Annotated in this window: 22 protein-coding genes; 11 read left to right on the forward strand and 11 right to left on the reverse strand. The window is 60.3% G+C overall.

The window, feature by feature from the left end; all coding sequences use genetic code 11:
* Positions 1-32 precede the first annotated feature (32 nt).
* The 4 genes from JLC71_RS04115 to JLC71_RS04130 form a co-directional block, all read right to left on the reverse strand.
* Positions 33-521: a DNA-deoxyinosine glycosylase gene (locus JLC71_RS04115; protein WP_200917407.1), complete on the reverse strand. Its 489-nt coding sequence runs from the start codon at positions 519-521 to the stop codon at positions 33-35.
* 254 nt (positions 522-775) lie between these two features.
* Positions 776-2572: a methyl-accepting chemotaxis protein gene (locus JLC71_RS04120; RefSeq protein WP_200917408.1), complete on the reverse strand. Its 1797-nt coding sequence runs from the start codon at positions 2570-2572 to the stop codon at positions 776-778.
* A gap of 104 nt (positions 2573-2676) precedes the next feature.
* Complete coding sequence (locus JLC71_RS04125; protein ID WP_200917409.1) at positions 2677-3090, reverse strand: tellurite resistance TerB family protein; 414 nt, start codon at positions 3088-3090, stop codon at positions 2677-2679.
* Positions 3087-3524 carry an acyl-CoA thioesterase gene (locus JLC71_RS04130; RefSeq protein WP_200917410.1) on the reverse strand — a complete coding sequence of 146 codons (438 nt, stop codon included), beginning with the start codon at positions 3522-3524 and terminating at the stop codon, positions 3087-3089. Before JLC71_RS04130 ends, JLC71_RS04125 begins: the two co-directional genes overlap by 4 nt.
* Positions 3525-3639: 115 nt before the next feature.
* Here JLC71_RS04130 and JLC71_RS04135 point away from each other — a divergent pair, with 115 nt between their 5' ends.
* Both JLC71_RS04135 and JLC71_RS04140 read left to right on the forward strand, forming a co-directional pair.
* Positions 3640-4089, forward strand: a complete 450-nt coding sequence (locus JLC71_RS04135) for a universal stress protein (protein ID WP_200917411.1) — start codon at positions 3640-3642, stop codon at positions 4087-4089.
* On the forward strand, positions 4086-4946 hold the full coding sequence (locus JLC71_RS04140) for a radical SAM protein (RefSeq protein ID WP_236250971.1): 861 nt from the start codon (positions 4086-4088) through the stop codon (positions 4944-4946). The genes JLC71_RS04135 and JLC71_RS04140 overlap by 4 nt, the downstream gene beginning before the upstream one ends.
* 115 nt (positions 4947-5061) lie before the next feature.
* On the opposite strand, the gene JLC71_RS04145 is transcribed toward JLC71_RS04140, so the two are convergent.
* Positions 5062-5388, reverse strand: a complete 327-nt coding sequence (locus JLC71_RS04145) for a helix-turn-helix domain-containing protein (protein WP_374757624.1) — start codon at positions 5386-5388, stop codon at positions 5062-5064.
* Between the two features lie 158 nt (positions 5389-5546).
* On the opposite strand from JLC71_RS04145, the gene JLC71_RS04150 reads away from it, so the two are divergent.
* Positions 5547-6320, forward strand: coding sequence for a ferritin-like domain-containing protein (locus JLC71_RS04150; protein ID WP_200917413.1), 774 nt, complete (start codon positions 5547-5549; stop codon positions 6318-6320).
* Positions 6321-6343: 23 nt separating this feature from the next.
* Here the strand turns inward: JLC71_RS04150 and JLC71_RS04155 are convergent, their stop codons facing one another.
* The 3 genes from JLC71_RS04155 to JLC71_RS04165 are packed head-to-tail and all read right to left on the reverse strand — an operon-like array spanning position 6344 to position 7909.
* Positions 6344-6622, reverse strand: coding sequence for a barstar family protein (locus JLC71_RS04155; RefSeq protein ID WP_200917414.1), 279 nt, complete (start codon positions 6620-6622; stop codon positions 6344-6346).
* Positions 6623-6633: 11 nt separating this feature from the next.
* On the reverse strand, positions 6634-7065 hold the full coding sequence (locus JLC71_RS04160) for a ribonuclease domain-containing protein (protein WP_200917415.1): 432 nt from the start codon (positions 7063-7065) through the stop codon (positions 6634-6636).
* A gap of 31 nt (positions 7066-7096) precedes the next feature.
* Positions 7097-7909: a helix-turn-helix transcriptional regulator gene (locus JLC71_RS04165; protein WP_200917416.1), complete on the reverse strand. Its 813-nt coding sequence runs from the start codon at positions 7907-7909 to the stop codon at positions 7097-7099.
* A gap of 210 nt (positions 7910-8119) precedes the next feature.
* Between JLC71_RS04165 and leuC the strand changes: the two genes are divergently transcribed.
* From leuC to leuB, 6 genes are all read left to right on the forward strand, one after another.
* Positions 8120-9529 (forward strand): 3-isopropylmalate dehydratase large subunit, encoded by a 1410-nt coding sequence (leuC, locus tag JLC71_RS04170; RefSeq protein WP_200917417.1) that lies wholly within the window; start codon positions 8120-8122, stop codon positions 9527-9529.
* 44 nt (positions 9530-9573) lie between these two features.
* The gene (locus JLC71_RS04175) at positions 9574-9699 is read left to right on the forward strand and encodes an entericidin A/B family lipoprotein (RefSeq protein WP_200917418.1); all 126 of its coding nucleotides are present in this window, start codon (positions 9574-9576) and stop codon (positions 9697-9699) included.
* 51 nt (positions 9700-9750) lie between these two features.
* Complete coding sequence (gene leuD, locus JLC71_RS04180; RefSeq protein WP_200917419.1) at positions 9751-10389, forward strand: 3-isopropylmalate dehydratase small subunit; 639 nt, start codon at positions 9751-9753, stop codon at positions 10387-10389.
* A gap of 99 nt (positions 10390-10488) precedes the next feature.
* The gene (gene nagB, locus JLC71_RS04185) at positions 10489-11223 is read left to right on the forward strand and encodes a glucosamine-6-phosphate deaminase (RefSeq protein WP_200917420.1); all 735 of its coding nucleotides are present in this window, start codon (positions 10489-10491) and stop codon (positions 11221-11223) included.
* Between the two features lie 102 nt (positions 11224-11325).
* Positions 11326-12120: a hypothetical protein gene (locus JLC71_RS04190; protein ID WP_200917421.1), complete on the forward strand. Its 795-nt coding sequence runs from the start codon at positions 11326-11328 to the stop codon at positions 12118-12120.
* A 57-nt stretch (positions 12121-12177) separates the two neighbouring features.
* Positions 12178-13242 carry a 3-isopropylmalate dehydrogenase gene (gene leuB, locus JLC71_RS04195; protein WP_200917422.1) on the forward strand — a complete coding sequence of 355 codons (1065 nt, stop codon included), beginning with the start codon at positions 12178-12180 and terminating at the stop codon, positions 13240-13242.
* A gap of 177 nt (positions 13243-13419) precedes the next feature.
* Here leuB and JLC71_RS04200 read toward each other — a convergent pair whose 3' ends face one another.
* The 3 genes from JLC71_RS04200 to JLC71_RS04210 form a co-directional block, all read right to left on the reverse strand.
* Entirely contained in the window at positions 13420-14487 is a 1068-nt protein-coding gene (locus JLC71_RS04200) for a porin (RefSeq protein WP_200917423.1), read from the reverse strand.
* 258 nt (positions 14488-14745) lie between these two features.
* Positions 14746-16680 carry a B12-binding domain-containing radical SAM protein gene (locus JLC71_RS04205; protein ID WP_236250972.1) on the reverse strand — a complete coding sequence of 645 codons (1935 nt, stop codon included), beginning with the start codon at positions 16678-16680 and terminating at the stop codon, positions 14746-14748.
* A gap of 120 nt (positions 16681-16800) precedes the next feature.
* Positions 16801-17664, reverse strand: coding sequence for a LysR family transcriptional regulator (locus tag JLC71_RS04210; RefSeq protein WP_236250973.1), 864 nt, complete (start codon positions 17662-17664; stop codon positions 16801-16803).
* Between the two features lie 106 nt (positions 17665-17770).
* Between JLC71_RS04210 and JLC71_RS04215 the strand changes: the two genes are divergently transcribed.
* Together JLC71_RS04215 and fghA are read left to right on the forward strand one after the other, a co-directional pair.
* On the forward strand, positions 17771-18904 hold the full coding sequence (locus tag JLC71_RS04215; RefSeq protein WP_491523248.1) for an S-(hydroxymethyl)glutathione dehydrogenase/class III alcohol dehydrogenase: 1134 nt from the start codon (positions 17771-17773) through the stop codon (positions 18902-18904).
* A gap of 17 nt (positions 18905-18921) precedes the next feature.
* Positions 18922-19749, forward strand: a complete 828-nt coding sequence (fghA, locus tag JLC71_RS04220; protein ID WP_200918252.1) for an S-formylglutathione hydrolase — start codon at positions 18922-18924, stop codon at positions 19747-19749.
* Positions 19750-19766: the final 17 nt, after the last annotated feature.

Here is a 19766-nt window from a genome sequence, read left to right on the forward strand (position 1 = left end):
TGATGAAGCACGGGACTGAAATCCCGGGTGATTTACCGGTGGCTTAGGTACGGGAGCAGGCATTGCCAAGCATCGAGTTTGTTTGCCAGCGGCATCGTATGCGCAGGGCTGGACGACGGCAGTGCCAGGCTGGCTAGTCCGGATGGGATCAGCCTGGCCCCTAGCCGGTAAGCGGTCTGGCCGTTGAATGCCACCGCTTCGAGCCTTGGCAGCGTTTCGATCAGGGTGACAAGCGGGTTGGCTTCGATCTCGCGCAGCGCCTGATCAAGACTGCCGCGGCGCGTGGCGCTGCCGATCACATCCCATAGCCCGACACCGTGCCGTAACAAGGCCGCCAATCGCTCGTCGTAGGGCAGGGTGTCGAGTGTTACGCCGGTCAGTTTGGCCATGATCGGCCAGAACGCATTGCGAGGGTGAGCGTAGTAGGCCTGGGCGGCGAGCGAGGCATCGCCGGGCAGGCTGCCGAGGATCAGGAGGCGGGTATCGGTCGCGGTGACGGGGGCGAGACTGGTTTTTAGCATGCCGTTGTAAGAAGGTGGTGAAGATAAGTGTGATTTGTTCTGTAGTTTTACGCTCTATTTTTTGCAAAAATATAGGTAATAAAACTACGGATCAAAGGGCAAATCATGCGCAAGCTACTCAAGAAAATCGAACGCAAGGCTCAAAACATGCTGGAGCAACACTACAGCCATCTGTTCCGCTGAACCAGCCGATGACACGTAAAAAAGCCACCGAAACCGTTCGGTGGCTTTTTTATTGCGCGGTGCTGATCCGATCAGGTCTTGATCAGCTCGCTGGCATCAAAGCCCAGCCGTAGCCCGCCCCAATGGCGGCCGCCTACGTGAATCGGCAGATCGAGTTCGGTCATGATTTCACCGGTATCGCGTACATAGGTTTGCAGCAGGAAGCGTTGGGTATTGCGCGCCGCACGCAAACCGGCCGGATCGTTGAAGATCCGTTTGTCACGGCTATTGAGCAGGTCCACCGCCAAGTCGCCGGTGGCGGGTTTGGAATACCAGCTGTTGTGCGTGGCGCCGTAGCCGTTGGTGTCGGTCGCCAGCGAGAACTTGCCGCCGCTGGTTTCGCGTACCAGTGCGTCATACAAGGGCTGGATTTCGGTCTCGAAGATCGTATCGTAGCTGGTGCGGAATTTGGGCGGTTTGGTGCCGGCGATCGGCTGATAATGCTGGTCGAATATGTCGATACCGCGCTGGCCAAAGGTTTCCAGCTTGGCCGCGATCTGGTCGCGATAGCGGCCGGCGCGCTGGATGGCGGCATCGAGTTCGCCTTGGCCGACGATAAAGCGGCCTATCATTTCCTGCACTTTTTCGGTGGCGCTCGACAGGTCTTGCGAGGATTGCGCCGAGCGCGTCATCCGCTCGTTCACCGCCAGTGAAAGCTGATGAATTTCCGAGACATTGGCATTGACGGTGTTGTTGGCCTCGGTGAACTCCTCCAGTGTCGCTGCGATACCGATCAGCGCATCGCTGGTGGCCTCGAAATCGCTCATCATCTTGGCGAACTGCCCCGATGCCTTGGAGACCACCGAGTGGGTGAGTTTGGCATCGTGGGTGATTTGCGTTGTCTCGGCCTGCGTTTCAGCGACCTGGCTCAGCATGCTGTCGATATCGTGCGAGATATTGTCGGTGGCAACGTGGACTTTCTCGGCCAGCTTGCGCACCTCGTCGGCGACGACCGCGAAACCGCGTCCCGCCTCACCGGCGCGGGCGGCTTCGATCGCGGCATTGAGCGCCAGCAGATTGGTCTGCCCCGAGATTTCCTTGATCAGGTCAACAATGGTCTTGATGCTGGCCGAGCGCTGATTCAGCCCGTCGACGGTGTTGTTGAAGTTTTCGATCTTGGCGGTGATCGCGTTGATGCGCTCGGTCACATCCTGCAGCTCGGCGTATGAGGCGTGTGCCAGCACCAGATTCTGGCTGGTGGTTTCGGCGATGGCCTGGGTGCGTTGCGAGACGTGATTGATGCCGCTGGTCGTGGCGTTGCTGGCCTCGACGACGCCTTGTGCCAACTGATCCTGCTGCTTGGTCGATGTCGCCGAATCCTTGATGTTTTTCATGGATTTGGCCGCGTCCAGTGCAATGCCGACCGTCATCGATTGCACGCTGGCGATGGTGTCTCGCTGTCGCGCCAGAAAGCGGTTGCAGGTGGTGGCGAGTGTGCCGATTTCATCACAGGTGATGACCGGGATATCGACCGACAGATCGCCTTCGCCGCTGGAAACCTCGGTAAATACCGTGGTGATGCGCTGAATCGGCCGAACGATCCAGTAGTTGAAATAGAAAAACTGCACGGTGACCAGCAACAGCATGAGCGCCAACATGATCCAGCTGACCATCTGGATCGTATCGAACGGGGCCAGCAAGGCATTGCTGGCGGCCGCATCGAGGCGCAGGTCGCCGGCGACATCGACAAACTGGCGCTCTGCGCCGTAGGCAACCAGCAGCGTTACCAAGGGCAGCAAGGCAAACAGATACAGGAAAGCAAATTTGCGCCCCAGCGTCGGCAAGACGTGGCGCTCCAGCGCGGTATGAAACCCGGTCGTACCACTCATCTTCTCGATCCCCTCAGTGAAACACACAAGCGTGGCACTCACGTTAGCGTGTGACTGTTTTCTTATATTTATATCGACCCTCGCGGGCCGAACTTGAGTGATGGTTAGGCGGACAGCGCGGCTTGCAGGTGTTCGAGCGACAGATGCCAGCGTGCCAGCATATGGCGGAACACGGCGAGTTCGACGGCGCTGAAATCATCGTCAGCCTTGGCGATGTCGAGCGCGATGGCGGCGACCAGAACGCGTTTCTTCGGGTCGTCGACGGTATCGAGCAGGTCGTCGATGCGTTCGCGATCAATCAGCTTGATCGTGCCATTTTCGTCGGCCTCGTCGGAGATGTCGTTACAGTAGTCCTGAACGACGTCGATAAAGCGCTTGCGGGTGATGCCGAGCACTTCATAAACGCGCAGATGTTCCAGCTCATCGAGCTCTTCCGGGTCGAAGTTGCCGTCACACATCATCTGCAGAACCAGCAAACGCGCCATCGCCTCTGGGCTGTTGGTCGAATATTTTTTCATTTTTTCATCCTTTGTAAGGTCAGTGCCTCGTGAAACGCATCGGGCACTGGAACTGCTTTTCGTATGCCGTAATCGAAAAATGCCAGATTGGTCTTCGCTTGGGCAACCAATCTCTCATCTGTGCACACTTCGTAATACAGATCGAAGCTGGTTCGCTCGAAATCCGTAGCTGTAAGCTTGATCGTTAAAATGTCACCGACAAACGCTTCGCTGCGAAATGCAATCAAAGCATCACTCTGGATCAGCCCTGGACGATCGGCGCTGCCAAGCTCGTCAAAACCCAAAAACTGCAAGAACTGCAGGCGTGCTTCGTGCAGTAACCCGAGCAAGGCCTGATTGGCCAGGTGGCCGCCATAGTTGATGTCGGTGATCCGCACCGTGAGCCGGGTTTGAAAATCGACGTGTGCCGGCAGGCTCAATTTCAGACGGGGCATGGTGCCGCGGGTTCCGCAGAAGTAGTGGCGTTCCAGTGTATGCGTGCCCTCCGGGGGCCGCAATGGGGGCTGTTCTGCTAGACTTGCTACAGGCTCACACGGAAGGGAGACTGCCATGTACGAACGCATTTTGGTGCCGGTTGACGATAGCGAAACCAGCGCTGCCGCATTGCTTGAAGTGGTGAAGGTGGCCTGCAGCCAGCAGTCGAAGGTGAAGATCGTGCATGTGATCGATCTTGCCCAGTTTGCCTGGAGTGCCAACGAGTTCCTGGACGTGCCGCAATTGCAGGAGGCGCTGCGCCGCTCGGGTCAGCGTGTGCTGGATCAGCAGAGCGAAACCCTCAAGGCCGCCGGTGTCGATGTCGAGGCCGAATTGCTGGAGGCCTGGGGCGGTAACCTCGCGCGCGCCATCGTCGACGACGCGACCAAGTGGCAAGCGGAGCTGATCGTGATGGGGACGCACGGTTACGGTGGTTTGACACATATGTTGCTCGGCAGTGTGGCCGAAGGCGTGATGCATGTGACGCCGGTGCCGGTGCTGCTGGTGCGGGCCAAGGCTGAATGAGTATGGCGGACAGCCGGTTGCGCGTTGACGATCATGCTCGTGACGCGGCTGGCCTGACCTACGTCTATCCGGTGGTGTCACGCCGGGCTGGCGGCGTCTCGGTCGGGATCAACCTGAATCCGAACAACGCCTGCAACTGGCGCTGCGTTTATTGCCAGGTGCCGGATCTGCAGCGTGGCGGCCCGCCCGCCATTGATCTGGATCGGCTTGAGACCGAACTCGGCGGCTTGCTTGAGGATGTCGTTCACGGCGACTTCATGCTCAAGCGGGTGCCAGAAGGCGCGCGGCGACTGAATGATGTTGCTTTCTCCGGCAACGGCGAGCCCACGATGAGCCCGGAGTTCGCCGCCGCCATCGCGCGGGTCGGGGCAGTGCTGGCGCGGTTTGACCTCATCGGCAAAATCAAGCTGGTGTTGATCACCAACGGCAGCCAGCTCTACAAGCCGGCGGTGCAAGATGCCGTGGCGGCGATGGCGACGCTGGGTGGTGAGATCTGGTTCAAGCTCGATCGCGCCCCGCAGGATGGATTCAGCGCGGTTAATCAGGTGCAGCTTAAAGCCGCATCGGTGCGCGCGCATCTGGCGGCGGCCGCCAGCCTTTGTCCGACGTGGGTGCAAACCTGCATGTTCGCCACCGATGGCATCTTGCCGGACGAGGCGAACGTGAGCGCTTATCTGGACTACCTGGCAACGTTACGCACCGAAGGCATTCCGTTGCAGGGGGTGCTGCTTTACGGCTTGGCGCGACCCTCCATGCAGCTGGAGGCGCCGAGGCTTTCCGCTGCCCCGGCCGAGTGGATGCAGGCGCTGGCGGCAAGAATCGAAGCGATGGGGCTGCCGGTGCGACTCAGTCTTTGAGTTGCAAGCAGATGTGGTGATTTCATTTGCCGCCCCACTTTTGCCTGAGCCGGACATCCAAACAAAAAGCCCCGCTGCGGGGCTTTTTGTTGAGCATTTGATCGATCAGTGTGGCTCAGCGTGCGGCGTGCATCGCTACCGCTGCGTGAGCCGGCTCTCGATCACGCATTGCAGCAAGGCGTAGCGTTTCGTACAGCTCGGGTTTCATTTCTTTCAGGTACTCGAGGATCTGGAAATCCTCGTTATTGATCTTGCTCAGATCGACCTGCTCGACATGAACGGCGCGCAAGAGTTCGCGCACCGGGCGTGGCATGTTTCGACCGCTTTCATAGCGCGATCCGCCACTTTGCGTCACGCCAATCCTGCTCCAGAATTCCTGCTGGTTCAGGCCCAAGCGGCGACGAATCTCGCGCGGGTTCAGGGTGGATTCTTTCATTTTCAAGGGCTCCTCAACACAACTGGATAACGGCATAAACCTTGACGTCATCATAAAGTCGGGGCCGAGTTCCATACACGTAAGTATTTCCTGATGAACTTGTGATTTCTTTACGGTGCGACAGATTGAATAATTTCCATGGTGATGATTTCAATAAGCAACTAATGGCCTATCGGGCGCTGATGGCGACGAGCCCGTCACAAAAACTTGCGCATGTGATTGAATTATTTGATGAACCCGTTGCGTCGGATGAGGTGATGCAGATCCGGCGTATCCCGGTGCCCGGGCGCCCGGATCGGCCCGTACTTGTTGCACCTGATGCGCTGACGCTTCGTGCCATTGCGACCGAAGCCGGTCGTGCGGCGCTACTGCATGCGATTGCCCATATCGAGTTCAATGCGATCAATCTGGCGCTGGATGCGATTTACCGCTTTCCCGGGATGCCCGAGGCTTACTACGCCGACTGGGCGCAGGTTGCTCGCGAAGAGGCGCTGCACTTCAGCTTGCTGCGCGATCACCTGCAAACGCTCGGCTATGCCTACGGCGATTTCCCGGCGCATAACGGTTTGTGGGATATGGCGGTCAAGACCGATGACGATGTGATGGCGCGCATGGCCTTGGTGCCGCGCATTCTTGAAGCGCGCGGTCTGGATGTGACGCCGGGGATACGTGAAAAGCTCAAGCAGAGCGGCGACCTGCGCGCTTGCGAGATCCTGGATGTGATCCTGCAGGACGAGATCGGCCATGTGCAGATCGGCAACCGCTGGTTTCACTGGTGCTGCGCCGAGCGCGGACTGGAGCCGGTCGCGACCTTTGTCCGCCTGCTGCGGGATTACGATGCGGTACTGCCGCGTGGCCGGCTCAACTATTCGGCGCGGCGTGCCGCGGGCTTCAGCGATGAGGAGCTGGCGCTGATCGAGTCGATCAAGCTGTCGTGAGCGCCGCGATCCGTCGCGTGACCCTAACCGAGCTTGAGCTCCAGATCGTCGCGTTCGTTGGCGGCGTCGCGCAAGGTTGCAAGTAGCGCCGCATGCCGTTCCTGGCCGAGGTGAACCAGGGCGTCGGCGACATCGGGCCAGCGCAGCGTCAATGATCCTTCAACGTCGGCCGAAAGCAGGTCGAACAGCGCATCGAGATTGCGGCCGAAATGCACCGGCAGCGGCAGTTGCCGGGCCAACTGGTCGTAGACGTCGTCAAGGCTGTGGATATCGTGCAGTAGTACATTGGTGTGCGAGGTCATCGACGTGTCCCTTACGGCTGGCAAGCCGGTAGCTCGGTGAAGGTTTGATAATGGTCGACCGTGACGAAGCGACGACCCTGCGGCTCGAACACCAGCCGCTTGGCGCCACGCTTGCCGCCCTTGTAGTCGAGATCGGCTTCGCGGTACTGACCGCGTGGCAGCCGCTGTTCGCGATTGCCGAAGCGATCGCCGCCAATTGAATGGCCGGGCAGTGTTTGCCACAGGTTGCGCCCGGGCTTCCAGCCGGCCGCTTGGGCATCCCGCTTGGTGACATAACGCTCGGGCAGGGCGCCGCTCTTGGCGAGGCTGGAGAGCGCGGTGGCGAGTTCGCTGCGGTCCAGTCCTTGCGATGCGGCGAAGGTGTTGGCGACGTCGTCGCAGCGCGGTGCGGCCCAGGCGGGCAGGGCCGCCGCCAGCAGAAGGCCCAGTAACATCAGACGCATGAGGGTTCCGTTGCGGGTTTACGGGGATGGCTCAGGTGGATTCGGCGTTCAGCGGTGTCAATAGCACCAGTTTGAGTGCTTCATGATCGATCAGCTTGAACGACAGTTGATGATAGACGAGCAGGCCATCGTCCGGGTGCGCAAAGGCACGTTCGCCTCCCTGGCGTTCGAGCACATCATGGCGACGCCAGTACTCGGCAAATTCGGCACTGGCCTGTGATAGCCGGGCGATCAGTTCGAGCAGCTGGCCATCGTCGACGATGGCGCGGGTATCGGCGCGGAACTCGGCGGCAAGGCGGCGCGCGCGGATTTCCCAATCGACCACCAGGGTTTTCGCCGCAGGATCGAGGAAAACGAACGCCAGCAAATTGGGGGGTGCACCTTCGCTTGGTGTCGCACTCAACCATTCGCCAAAAAGATGGGCGGCCGGGGTGTTCCAGGCGAGCACATCCCAGCGCCGCCCCAATACATAGGCTGGCCCGGCAAAGCCGCGCAGCGCGGCTTCGAGTACGCCGGGGGAAACATCGTGCTCGGCGCGCAGTTGCTGCGGATCGTGTCGCTCGGCGAGTTCGAACAGATAGGCGCGCTGCGATCGGTCCATGCGCAGCGCGATGGCCAATCGATCAAGCGCATCGGCCGAGACGCTGATCTCCCGGCCTTGCTCGATCCAGGTGTACCAGGTCGGGCTGATGCCGCAGAGTTGGGCGACTTCTTCGCGCCGCAGCCCGGCGGTGCGACGGCGTGCGCCGGCGGGGAAGCCGAACGCCGCCGGCTCGCATTGCTGGCGCAAACTCATCAGGAAGTCGCCGAGTTCCTTGCGGCGAATCGACGCGCTGGTGGACATGTTCGGCCTTTGGCTGTTACTGGTTATACCAGTATAAATGCTAAACTTGTTCCAGTATCAAAACGCCTCTAACCTAGCCTCAATCAGGAACGGGGCTGCGATGCTGGCCTCAGCCTGCGGTGGCTGCCGTAGCGTGATCCAGGTCACGCTGCATCTTGGGTGGCGCGGTATTATCATGCCGTGAATTCACGGTTTTCTTCTGGAACGAACATGGCCGCACAGACGCTTTACGACAAACTCTGGCATTCGCACGTAGTCAGCGAGGAAGCCGACGGTACCTGTCTGCTCTATATCGATCGCCACCTGGTCCACGAAGTGACCAGCCCGCAGGCGTTCGAAGGACTCAAGCTCGCCGGCCGCAAGCCGTGGCGCATTCATTCGGTGGTCGCGACCGCCGACCACAACACGCCGACCGATCATTGGGAACTGGGCATCACCGATCCGATTTCGCGCCAGCAGGTTGAAACGCTGGATGCCAACATCAAGGAATTCGGCGCGCTTGCCTATTTCCCGTTCAAGGACAAGCGTCAGGGCATCGTCCACGTGGTCGGCCCGGAAAGTGGTGCAACGCTGCCGGGGATGACCGTCGTCTGTGGCGACAGCCATACCTCGACGCACGGTGCCTTTGGTGCCTTGGCGCACGGCATCGGCACGTCCGAGGTCGAGCATGTGATGGCGACGCAGTGCCTGGTGGCGAAGAAATCCAAGGCAATGCTGGTACGCGTTGACGGCCAGTTGGGTCGCGGCGTGACCGCCAAGGATGTCGCCTTGGCCATCATCGGCAAGATCGGCACCGCTGGCGGTACCGGCTATGCGATCGAGTTTGGCGGCAGTGCGATTCGCGGTCTCTCGATGGAAGGCCGGATGACCTTGTGCAATATGGCGATCGAAGGCGGCGCCCGTGCCGGCATGGTTGCGGTCGATCAAACGACGATCGACTACGTCAAAGGCCGGCCGTTCGCACCGACGCCGGCGCAGTGGGATGCCGCCGTCGCCAACTGGCGCACCTTGGTGTCCGATGATGGCGCCGTGTTCGATGCCGTGGTCGAGTTGAAGGCCGAAGAGATTGATCCGCAAGTGACTTGGGGTACTTCGCCCGAGCAGGTGTTGTCGGTGAATGGCCGCGTGCCGGATCCGGCCGAGCAGACCGATGCGGTGAAGAAGGACAGCTACGAGCGCGCACTGGCCTATATGGGCTTGTCGGCCAACATGCCGATTACCGATATTCCGGTCGACAAGGTGTTTATCGGCTCCTGTACCAATTCGCGGATCGAAGACTTGCGCGCCGCCGCTTCGGTGGTCAAGGGCAAGAAGAAGGCCGATTCGGTCAAACTGGTGCTGATCGTCCCGGGCTCGGGTCTGGTGAAGGCACAAGCCGAGGCCGAAGGATTGGACAAAATCTTCATCGATGCCGGTTTTGAGTGGCGCGAGCCGGGTTGCTCGATGTGTCTGGCGATGAATGCCGACCGGCTGGCGCCAGGCGAGCGTTGCGCCTCGACCAGCAACCGCAACTTTGAAGGCCGTCAGGGGCAAGGGGGGCGTACCCATCTGGTCAGCCCGGAAATGGCCGCCGCTGCGGCGATCGCCGGTCATTTCGTCGATGTACGCACTTTTGCGTAAGTCGGCGCTCTAACCCTTTTTAAGATTTGCTGGAGTTTGCAATCATGAAATCGATTTTCCTTATCGCCGTCGTTGCCGCATTGACCCTGTCGGGCTGTAACACCATGAAAGGGTTTGGCCAGGACGTGCAGAAGGTCGGTGGCAAGATCGAAAACGCCGGTAGCAAATAATTCGGTTGCCACGGCCGGCATGCGTGCCGCCGTGGCCGCGAGGAATCCGCAATGAAAGCCTTTACCCAATTGAATGGTCTGGTTTGTCCGCTCGATCGCGCCAATGTCGATACCGATGCGATCATCCCGAAGCAGTTTTTGAAGTCGATCAAACGCTCGGGCTTTGGCCCGAATCTGTTTGATGAATGGCGTTATCTCGACCACGGTGAGCCGGGCATGGATAACAGCCAGCGCGCGATCAATCCGGAGTTCGTGCTCAACTTCCCGCGTTTCTCCGGCGCGCAAGTGCTGCTGGCACGTGACAACTTCGGCTGTGGTTCGAGCCGGGAGCATGCGCCGTGGGCAATTGATGACTACGGTTTCCGCGTGGTGATCGCGCCGAGCTTCGCCGACATCTTCTTCAACAACTGCTACAAGAACGCCTTGCTGCCGATCGTGCTGCCGGCGGGGATTGTCGATCAGCTTTTCGCCGAGTGCGAGGCGCAGGAAGGCTATCGCCTGAATGTGGATCTGGAAACGCAAACCGTGACCACGCCGTCGGGGCAGTCGTTCGGTTTTGAGATCACCGCGCACCGCAAGCATTGTCTGTTGAACGGGCTCGACGAAATTGGCTTGACGCTGGCCCATGCCGACGAAATTCGCAGCTTTGAAGAAAAGCATCGCGAAGCGAAGCCCTGGCTGTTTGTCTAGCCGGTTTGGGTTGCGAAAAATTGGGGGAGGTCAATACGGCCTCCACCTGATTTGTCGTATAGTTATATGTTTTCTTGCCTACCCGGAAAGAGTAAAACCATGATCCTGCATAAATTCAAAAATCAAGCCGATCTCGACCGCGCTGCCGCCGACCTGTTCATCTCCGTTGTTCGCGCCAAGCCGAATGCCGTGCTCGGCATGGCTACTGGCGGTACGCCGGTTGGCCTGTATAAAGAGATCGTCAAGACCTACCAGCAGGGCCTGGTCAGCTTCAAGGAAGTCACGACCTTCAACCTCGACGAATACGTCGGCCTGCCGGTGACGCATCCGGAATCGTATCGCAGCTTCATGCAGACGAATCTGTTCGATCACATCGACATTCAGTCGCAAAACACCCACGTGCCGAACGGCAATGCCGACGATATCGATGGCGAAGGCCGCCGTTACGACGAAGCGATTTACCAGCAAGGTTCGGTCGACATGCAGCTGCTGGGTATCGGCGGCAACGGCCATATCGGTTTCAACGAGCCGGACGACGAACTCTCGCGCTTCACCCACAAGGTCACGCTGAAGCAAGCTACGCGTGAAGCCAACAAGCGCTTCTTCAATTCGATCGACGAAGTCCCGACGCACGCGATCACCATGGGCATGGGCTCGATCCTGCATGCCAAGGCGATCCTGCTGGTCGTGAAGGGCCAGGAAAAGGCCGAGATTCTTGATCGCACGCTGAACGGCCCGATCACCACCCAGGTGCCGGCATCGTTGCTGCAAACGCACCCGCGCGTGATCGTGATGACCGACTGCGATGTGACCTACAAGGTTTCGCACTCGTAATCGACTGCGCAAACAAAAAGCGGGAGCGATCCCGCTTTTTATTTGCCCGCTATTCGTAAATATACAATATCAATATAAAAACAGACTCATTGGATTTGCTGTATGGCACTGAATAAACAGGCATCGGCGATTGTGCTCGCCGCTACACTATTTCCCGCACCGGCCGTATTGGCCGCAGGTACGCAGGCTGATGCTGGCAAGGTCGCGACCAAGGCCAGCGGCTCTGAAGAAGCACAAATGCTTTTCTGGAGCAGTATCAAGGACAGCAAGGACTCGGCCGAATTTCAGGCGTACCTGGATCAGTACCCGAACGGTGTGTACACCAAGCTGGCCGAGATTAAGCTTGCCAAACTAAAAAAACAGCCGAGCGTTGTTGCGGCGGCTAGAGTGTCAACCGCATCGCTTGGTACGACTGCGGCTCCGGGTGGCGCGGGTGAGCTCAAATATCGGGTTAGCTACGGTAGTGGCCGGGTGCAGGCGCTGATCTTGCGCTTTGATGGCAAGGCGTGGGTCAGCAATGATCCGGTCGACCGGCATGGATGTCTGTTAGGGGCGATTACCGACATTGCTTCCGGTTTGGGCGTGCTTGATGCGCAGCAGTTGCTCGACGAGGCCGCGAAGGGATTGGGTGTTGTCTATAAGCGTAAGGTCTTCAACTATAGCGGTATTCAGGCGCAGAGCTGGTACAAGTACACGCAGGCGGTGGACGATGGCGGCCTGACTCGGTTGAAAATCGAAGGGAATGAGCGTGGCGTGGCGCGCAGCTATACGCGCTATGGGAGTGAATTCGTCATCAGTGTGGCGATTGATTCGCGACGCGGCGTATTAACGTCGATTCAGTCCCTCTTTACGGAGGGCGGTCTTCGTGCTTCGTGTGACGTGATGCTCGCCGACTAGGTATTCCAATTGCGCCGCTTGGCGGTGTACGTTTCAACACTAAGAGTGAGCAAGACTATGAAAGTACTGATTCTGCCCGGTGACGGCATTGGCCCCGAGATCGTTGCGCAAGCCAAAAAAGTGCTCAACGCACTGCAAAAAGACGGCCTGAATGTTGAGCTGAGCGAAGCGCCGCTCGGTGGTGCCGCCTACGACGCCTACGGTGCGCCGTATCCCGAGTTCACCCAGAAGCTGGCGCGCGAAGCCGATGCGATCTTGCTCGGTGCCGTTGGCGGCCCGCAATACGATCAGCTTGATCGCCCGCTGCGCCCGGAGCGTGGCCTTCTGGGGATTCGCAAGGATCTGGGCCTGTTCGCCAATCTGCGTCCGGCCATTCTGTACCCGGAACTCGCCAACGCCTCGACCTTGAAGCCCGAAGTCGTATCGGGCCTCGATATCCTGATCGTGCGCGAGCTGACCGGTGACATCTATTTCGGCCAGCCGCGCGGTATCCGCATCAACGAAGCCGGCGAGCGCGAAGGTTTCAACACCATGCTGTACGCCGAGTCGGAAATCCGCCGGATCGCCCACGTCGCGTTCCGCGCGGCGCAAAAGCGCGGCAAGAAGCTGTGTTCGGTCGACAAGGCCAATGTGCTCGAGACGACCGAGTTCTGGAAAGAAATCATGACCGACGTCGCCAAGGAGTATCCGGACGTCGAGCTCAGCCATATGTACGTCGACAACGCGGCGATGCAGCTGGTGCGCGCGCCGAAGCAGTTCGATGTGATGGTCACCGGCAATATCTTCGGCGACATCCTCTCGGATCAGGCGTCGATGCTGACCGGTTCGATCGGCATGCTGCCGTCGGCGTCGCTCGACCAGAACGGCAAGGGCCTGTACGAACCGAGCCATGGTTCGGCGCCGGACATCGCCGGCAAGGACATCGCCAATCCGCTGGCGACAATTTTGTCGCTGGCGATGATGTTGCGCTATAGCCTGAACGCCGAAGCCGCTGCGGTTCGCGTCGAGAACGCCGTCAAGGCCGTGCTCGCCAAGGGGCTGCGCACCGCCGATATCTATGAAGCGGGCACCGAGAAGGTGAGCTGCTCGCAGATGGGCGATGCGGTGGTTGCGGCACTGTAAAACGCGCGACGCGTGTAAAAAGGCGCCGCCTGGCGGTGCCTTTTTCATTTTCATGACCGGGGCTTCCGTTGCCGGGCTGTTCCGGGGGGCGAAGTGCCGATAGTCACCGGGATAGTCCACGAGCCAAAAAAAAGGCGACCGAAGTCGCCTTTCAAGTTCTCGTATCTAGGTAAAGCGTTAAAACCCGGTCCAAGTCCCGAACAGCAGACGGTAGCTGTCAGCATCGACCGCATTACCGTATGACGTTCCGTAGTTGGCACCGATACTGCCGTTTTTGCCGTTCATCGCGTAGCGACCCTGGACATAAGCGACGGTATTGTTGGACAGCGTGTAGTTCCATTGGCCGTAAAGCACATTGGTGTCGCTGTCGTCGATGGTGTTACCGGCGGCGTTCTCCGCCTCGGTGAAGTAGTTGTACGTCAGGCCGACCGTGTGCTTGCCGGCCGAATAGATGCCCTGCAGCCAGTACTGTTCCTGTTGCGGGCCGGCAAAGGAGTTGCAGCCGGCGCCGGCCTGGCAATCCCACGACTTGTAGCCGCCTTTCACCGTGAACGTGCCGAAGTTGTAGCCGCCGGCGACCATATACATCTTGTCTTTCGCGTCGCCGCCGTCGTTACGGGTTTCCTGGTACGAGGCGTCGACCATGAAGCCGGCGTTGTTGTAGCCGGCGGTGACGTCGTAGAAATACTCGCTCGAACGCCCGTCGACCTGGTTGTTCTGGCCGCGGAACGAATACTGGCCCGAGAAGGTGAAGCCGCCCCAGTTCGGCGAATCGTAGTTGATCGCGTTGTCCGGGTTGAAGCCGATCACGCCGATTTCGGCCACGTGCATGGCGCCGCCGAGATTGCCGTACGGCCAGTCGAGCTTCAGATACGTTGGCGAATAGATCTTGCCGAAGCGCAGCGTACCCCAGTCACCCTGCCAGCCGCCCCAGGCTTCGCGGTTGCCCCAGGTGCGGGCCGAGCTGCCGGTATTGAGTTCGCCGCCAGCGGCGGTGTTGTCGCGATAGTTTTCGACACCGGTCCAGATCTTCCAGATGACCTTGGAGCCATTGTCGAGTTTGTCGCTGCCGCTGAAGAAGATGCGGGGCTCGACGTCGAGTTCGATTTCGCCCTTATAGCCCTTGGCCTGCGAATCAACGTAGTAGACGTCGGATTCGATCGAGCCACCGATGGTGACCTCGGCAAAAGCTTGTGCGCTGAAGGCTGCGGATACCGCCGCAGCGAGCAAGATACGCGTGAACATGACAATCATCCTTGTTTGCAAAACGTCTCATTTTTTCGGGAACCGCCTGGCTACCGTTCTGGTCTTCTGAACTGGTGCAAGCCAACGGTATATGACGACATCATTGAGCGAAAAGGATGTTGTTAGTTTTTTGCTATCAAAACAACATTTATGATTTAGAAAGACAATTTAAGCAAAGTGGGGCCGAAGCCCCGGTCTCGGGTGAGTTCAGTAGTTTGGGAGGTCAGGCGCGACCGCGCCCGCGCCCGGCGCGAGGCACTAGCGTTGCGTCAGCGCCCGTTCGACAAAGCGCCTTGGCACGGTCGATTTGGGTACGCGGGTTTCGAACCAGCTGCGCACGTCTTCCTCCAGCCCGATCCCGTGCATGAAGTTGTACAGCGCCTTGTTCAGCGCGCGGCCCAGTGCATCGTGATCGACGCCGCTCGGGTCGACAAAGCCGACGTCGTTTCGGGCGAAGTTGCCCGGCGGCAGCGGTTCGAGCGTGACGCCGTATTCCTCCGGATTCTTGCCCACCGGCGAGTGCACGGTGCAGGCGAAGCGGTGGAAGAAGCCCGATTGAATGCAGCCGGCTTCGAACAGCTGGCGCACGTACTCAAGCGCATCGACAGTATCCTGCACGCTCTGGGTCGGGAAGCCGTACATCAGGTACGCGTGCACCAGAATGCCGGCCTCGGTGAAGCCGGCGGTAACGCGCGCGACCTGATCGACCGAGACGCCTTTTTTCATCAGCTTCAGCAGCCGATCCGACGCGACTTCAAGCCCGCCCGAAATCGCGATGCAGCCGCTGTCGGCGAGCAGCTGGCACAGCTCGGGCGAGAACGATTTCTCGAAGCGGATATTGCCCCACCACGAAATCGCCACCTTGCGCCGCAACAGCTCTTCGGCCAGCGCCTTGAGCATTTTCGGCGGCGCGGCCTCGTCGACGAAATGGAAACCGGTCTGGCCGGTTTCGGCGATGATGGCCTCGATCCGGTCGACGAGTTCCTTGGCCGATGCGGTTTCGTAGCGCGAGATGTAGTCGAGCGTCACATCGCAGAAGCTGCACTTCTTCCAGTAACAGCCGTGCGCCACGGTGAGCTTGTTCCAGCGGCCGTCCGACCACAGCCGGTGCATCGGATTGAGCATGTCGAGCAGGGAGAGGTAGCGATCCAGTGGCAGCCCGTCCCACGTCGGCGTGCCCCAGTCTTCGAACGGCACGTCGGGTTCGGGGAAGTTGACGTAGCGCACCTTGCCGTCAAGGCGCACGAAAGTGCGCACCAGCCGCTCGCGCGAGCGCTGGCCGGCCAGATGATCGAGCAGCGCCAGCAGCGGGCGTTCGCCCGAGTCGAGCGTGACGTAATCGAAGTAATCGAACACACGCGGTTCGGCCAGTTCGCGCAGCTCGGTATTGGCGAAGCCGCCACCGAGGCCGATTCTGATGTGCGGGTGATGCGCCTTGATCGTTTGCGCAATCCGGAACGCCGCGTACACCGCACCGGGGAAGGGCACCGAAATCAGTACCAGCGCGGGCTGGTGCCGTTCGATCGCCGCCAGTGTCAGCGCATGCAGTGTGTCGTCGACCAGGTTGGCCGGTGCCGCCAGCGCCTTGGCCAGCGGTTCGAAGGTCGGCTGGCTCATCGCCAGCGATTCGGCGTAGCGGACGAACTCGAAACGCGGATCGACCGCCTCGCGCAGCACGTCGGCGATATCGTTCAGATACAGCGTCGCCAGATGGCGGGCGCGGTCCTGCATGCCGAGTGCGCCGAAGGCCCACGCCAGCGGATCACCGCCTTCGTCATCGACATACACGTCAAGCGAGCCGAAGCGCGGGCCTTCCGGCAGGAAGTTGCGACTGCAGATCCGATGGCCGACGGTCGAATCACGACCCTGCAAAAAAGCGATCGTTGCCGAAATCGTCGCGTCGTAACGATCGAATTGGTCGTGGAACGACGCGACGGCGGGCGAGCGCTTGCGCGGCGGGATGGTGTCGATGTGATCGCGCAGCTTGGCGAGACCATGGCGCGACAGCAATTCGAGCACCAGCGCGAGCGCCAGATCTTCCTGCACCGCATCGACGCTATGCTTGCGCAGAAATCCGCTCAGATAGGCCGTTGACGGGTAGGGCGTATTGAGTTGCGTCATCGGCGGGATGAGTGACAGCACGCGGATCGGCTGATTCACTGCGCGGGTTTCAGCCTGTGGGGATTTGTTCATGTACAACGCCTTGCCTGTGACCGGTATGGCGCCCGCATCGACGCGGGCGCAGTGGTGTATTTTGCCAGACTCGGCGCCCCGGCATGGCGGCTTGCGCCGGCCGGCCTGTTCGCTAGCGGTTCACAAGGCGGTTTCGAGTAGCTCGATAAACCCTTGCACCTTCAGTGGCACAAAGCGGTTGCGCGGGTAATTGGCCCAGATGCCGTCGGTCATCGTGTAAGCGCCGAGCAGGCTGCGCAGCCGGCCGCTGGCGAGGTGCGCATGTACGTAGTAATCGGGCAGCTGCACCAGCCCGAGCCCGCACAGTGCGGCATCGACCAGCGCCGCGCCGCTGTTGCAGCGCAGGCGGCCGGCAACGGCGACCTCGTGCGTGCGGCCATCGGCATCCTTGAAGCGCCAGGCATTCAGCGTGCCGACCAGACACTGATGGTGCTTGAGCTCGGCCAGCGTATGCGGCTCGCCGAATTGCGCCAGATAGTCGGGCGAGGCGCAGACGTGGTGGGTGCGGCTGCCGAGCTGTTTGACCATCAACGATGATTCGTCCATCGGGCCAAGCCGGATGCCCAGGTCGTAACCGTCGGCAACAAGGTCTACCTTGCGGTTGTCGAGATTCAGTTCGGCGCTGACAGCTGGCTGGGCTTGCAGGTAGCGGTGCAGCAGCGGCGCGATCACCTGTTCGCCGTAGTACACCGGCGCGGTGATGCGCAGGTGGCCGCTCGGCCGGTCCTGCGCCTGCGAAAGCGCCTGCTCGGCTTCGCGCAGGCCATCGAGCAAAGGGCGGCAGTGGCGGTAATACAGCTGGCCGGCTTCGGTGACGCTGACCTTGCGGGTGGTGCGGTATAGCAACCGTGTCGCCAGTCTTTGTTCCAGTGCCGAGATCTGCCGGCTGATTTGCGCCACCGACACGCCCAGTCTGCTAGCCGCGGCGGTGAAGCTGTGTGTTTCGACCACGGCAACGAATTCGGTTACGCCTTCCCAGTTCATGATTGTTTCACTGCTGCAAAAATATCTTTCCATTTAGCCAGATTATCGAACGATCCGTAATAAATAGAATGAAGCCCATCCCTGAGTCCACCCACCGAGATGCCCCATGTCAACGATTCAAACGATGAAAACCCGCGCCGCCGTTGCCTGGGGCCCGAACCAGCCTTTAAGCATTGAAGAAGTCGACCTGCAACTGCCGCAAAAGGGCGAGGTGCTGGTGCGCATCGTCGCCAGCGGCGTCTGCCATACCGACGCGTACACGCTGTCGGGCATGGATTCGGAAGGTGTATTTCCGTCTATCCTCGGCCATGAAGGCGCCGGCATTGTCGAAGCGCTGGGTGAAGGCGTGACCAGTGTCGCCATCGGCGATCACGTGATTCCGCTGTACACGCCCGAATGCGGCGAGTGCAAGTTCTGCAAGTCGGGCAAGACCAATCTCTGTCAGGCGATTCGCGCGACGCAGGGCAAGGGTCTGATGCCCGACGGCACTACGCGCTTCTCCAAGGACGGCAAGCCGATTTACCACTACATGGGTACGTCGACGTTCTCCGAATACACCGTGCTGCCGGAAATTGCGCTCGCCAAGATCAACAAGGCCGCGCCGCTCGAGGAGGTCTGCCTGCTCGGTTGCGGCGTCACCACCGGCATGGGCGCGGTGATGAATACCGCCAAGGTGAAAGAGGGCGATACCGTGGCGATCTTCGGCCTCGGCGGCATCGGCCTGTCGGCGGTGATCGGCGCCAAGATGGCCGGTGCGTCGCGCATCATCGGCATCGACATCAATACCAGCAAGTTCGAACTGGCCCGCCAGCTCGGCGCGACCGACCTGATCAATCCGGCCGATTTCGACAAGCCGATTCAGGACGTGATCGTCGAGATGACCGACGGCGGCGTCGATTTCTCGTTCGAATGCATCGGCAACGTCAAGGTGATGCGCTCGGCGCTCGAGTGCTGCCACAAGGGCTGGGGCGAGTCGGTGATCATCGGCGTCGCCGGCGCCGGCGAGGAAATCAGCACCCGGCCGTTCCAGCTCGTCACCGGGCGCGTCTGGCGCGGTTCGGCCTTTGGCGGTGTGCGCGGTCGCAGCGAGCTGCCCGACTACGTCGAACGCTATCTGAAGGGCGAATTCCGCCTCGACGATTTCATCACCCATACCATGCCGCTCGATGACATCAACACCGCGTTCGAGCTGATGCACGAGGGCAAGTCGATCCGCTCCGTCATCCACTACGCAAAGTAATCGCCATGGCCGATACCCTGGAACTGATCTCGAGCAACTGCGTGTTTGGCGGCTGGCACAAGCGCTATCGTCATCAATCGTCCGCAACCGGCACGGCGATGACCTTTGCGATTTATCTGCCGCCGCAGGCACAGGGCGGCACTGTGCCGGTGCTGTACTGGTTGTCCGGCTTGACGTGCACCGACGAAAACTTCGCCACCAAGGCCGGCGCGCAGCGCGTGGCGGCCGAGCTGGGGATGGCGCTGGTGATGCCCGATACCAGTCCGCGCGGCGAAGGCGTTGCCGACGATGACGGCTACGATCTGGGTCAGGGCGCGGGGTTCTACGTCAACGCGACGCAGGCACCATGGGCGGCGCATTACCGGATGTACGACTATGTGGTCGACGAGTTGCCGGCGCTGGTGGAGACCCATTTCCCGGTGACGCAGCAGCGCGCGATCAGCGGCCATTCGATGGGCGGCCACGGTGCGCTGATGATTGCCTTGCGCAATCCGGGGCGCTACAGCTCGGTGTCGGCGTTCGCGCCCATCGTCAATCCGAGTCAGGTGCCGTGGGGGCAGAAGGCCTTCGCGCATTATCTGGGCGAGGATCGCAGCAGCTGGCTCGCGTATGACAGTTGCCACCAGCTCGGCGTGGCGCTGGAACGGCTGCCGATGCTCGTCGATCAGGGCGAACAGGACGGCTTCATGCCGCTGCAGTTGCAGCCCGATGCGCTCGCCGTGGTCGCGCGCCGGAACGACTGGCCGTTGACGCTGCGCCGCCAGCCCGGCTACGACCACAGCTATTACTTCATCGCCAGCTTCATCGAGGATCACCTGCGCTTTCATGCGCGGTTCTTTGCCTGACCGCAACGCGCCCCGGG

Origin of the sequence: Jeongeupia sp. HS-3, from assembly GCF_015140455.1 — a bacterium.
In the GTDB taxonomy this organism is placed as follows: Bacteria; Pseudomonadota; Gammaproteobacteria; order Burkholderiales; family Chitinibacteraceae; genus Jeongeupia.

What these genes read in the sequence shown, in the direction of transcription:
- JLC71_RS04115 (WP_200917407.1), bottom strand. Translation starts at nt 521, where the DNA reads ATGCTAAAAACCAGTCTCGCCCCCGTCACCGCGACCGATACCCGCCTC.
- JLC71_RS04120 (WP_200917408.1), bottom strand. Translation starts at nt 2,572, where the DNA reads ATGAGTGGTACGACCGGGTTTCATACCGCGCTGGAGCGCCACGTCTTG.
- JLC71_RS04125 (WP_200917409.1), bottom strand. Translation starts at nt 3,090, where the DNA reads ATGAAAAAATATTCGACCAACAGCCCAGAGGCGATGGCGCGTTTGCTG.
- JLC71_RS04130 (WP_200917410.1), bottom strand. Translation starts at nt 3,524, where the DNA reads ATGCCCCGTCTGAAATTGAGCCTGCCGGCACACGTCGATTTTCAAACC.
- JLC71_RS04135 (WP_200917411.1), top strand. Translation starts at nt 3,640, where the DNA reads ATGTACGAACGCATTTTGGTGCCGGTTGACGATAGCGAAACCAGCGCT.
- JLC71_RS04140 (WP_236250971.1), top strand. Translation starts at nt 4,086, where the DNA reads ATGAGTATGGCGGACAGCCGGTTGCGCGTTGACGATCATGCTCGTGAC.
- JLC71_RS04150 (WP_200917413.1), top strand. Translation starts at nt 5,547, where the DNA reads ATGGCCTATCGGGCGCTGATGGCGACGAGCCCGTCACAAAAACTTGCG.
- JLC71_RS04155 (WP_200917414.1), bottom strand. Translation starts at nt 6,622, where the DNA reads ATGACCTCGCACACCAATGTACTACTGCACGATATCCACAGCCTTGAC.
- JLC71_RS04160 (WP_200917415.1), bottom strand. Translation starts at nt 7,065, where the DNA reads ATGCGTCTGATGTTACTGGGCCTTCTGCTGGCGGCGGCCCTGCCCGCC.
- JLC71_RS04165 (WP_200917416.1), bottom strand. Translation starts at nt 7,909, where the DNA reads ATGTCCACCAGCGCGTCGATTCGCCGCAAGGAACTCGGCGACTTCCTG.
- leuC (WP_200917417.1), top strand. Translation starts at nt 8,120, where the DNA reads ATGGCCGCACAGACGCTTTACGACAAACTCTGGCATTCGCACGTAGTC.
- JLC71_RS04175 (WP_200917418.1), top strand. Translation starts at nt 9,574, where the DNA reads ATGAAATCGATTTTCCTTATCGCCGTCGTTGCCGCATTGACCCTGTCG.
- leuD (WP_200917419.1), top strand. Translation starts at nt 9,751, where the DNA reads ATGAAAGCCTTTACCCAATTGAATGGTCTGGTTTGTCCGCTCGATCGC.
- nagB (WP_200917420.1), top strand. Translation starts at nt 10,489, where the DNA reads ATGATCCTGCATAAATTCAAAAATCAAGCCGATCTCGACCGCGCTGCC.
- JLC71_RS04190 (WP_200917421.1), top strand. Translation starts at nt 11,326, where the DNA reads ATGGCACTGAATAAACAGGCATCGGCGATTGTGCTCGCCGCTACACTA.
- leuB (WP_200917422.1), top strand. Translation starts at nt 12,178, where the DNA reads ATGAAAGTACTGATTCTGCCCGGTGACGGCATTGGCCCCGAGATCGTT.
- JLC71_RS04200 (WP_200917423.1), bottom strand. Translation starts at nt 14,487, where the DNA reads ATGTTCACGCGTATCTTGCTCGCTGCGGCGGTATCCGCAGCCTTCAGC.
- JLC71_RS04205 (WP_236250972.1), bottom strand. Translation starts at nt 16,680, where the DNA reads ATGAACAAATCCCCACAGGCTGAAACCCGCGCAGTGAATCAGCCGATC.
- JLC71_RS04210 (WP_236250973.1), bottom strand. Translation starts at nt 17,664, where the DNA reads ATGAACTGGGAAGGCGTAACCGAATTCGTTGCCGTGGTCGAAACACAC.
- JLC71_RS04215 (WP_491523248.1), top strand. Translation starts at nt 17,771, where the DNA reads ATGTCAACGATTCAAACGATGAAAACCCGCGCCGCCGTTGCCTGGGGC.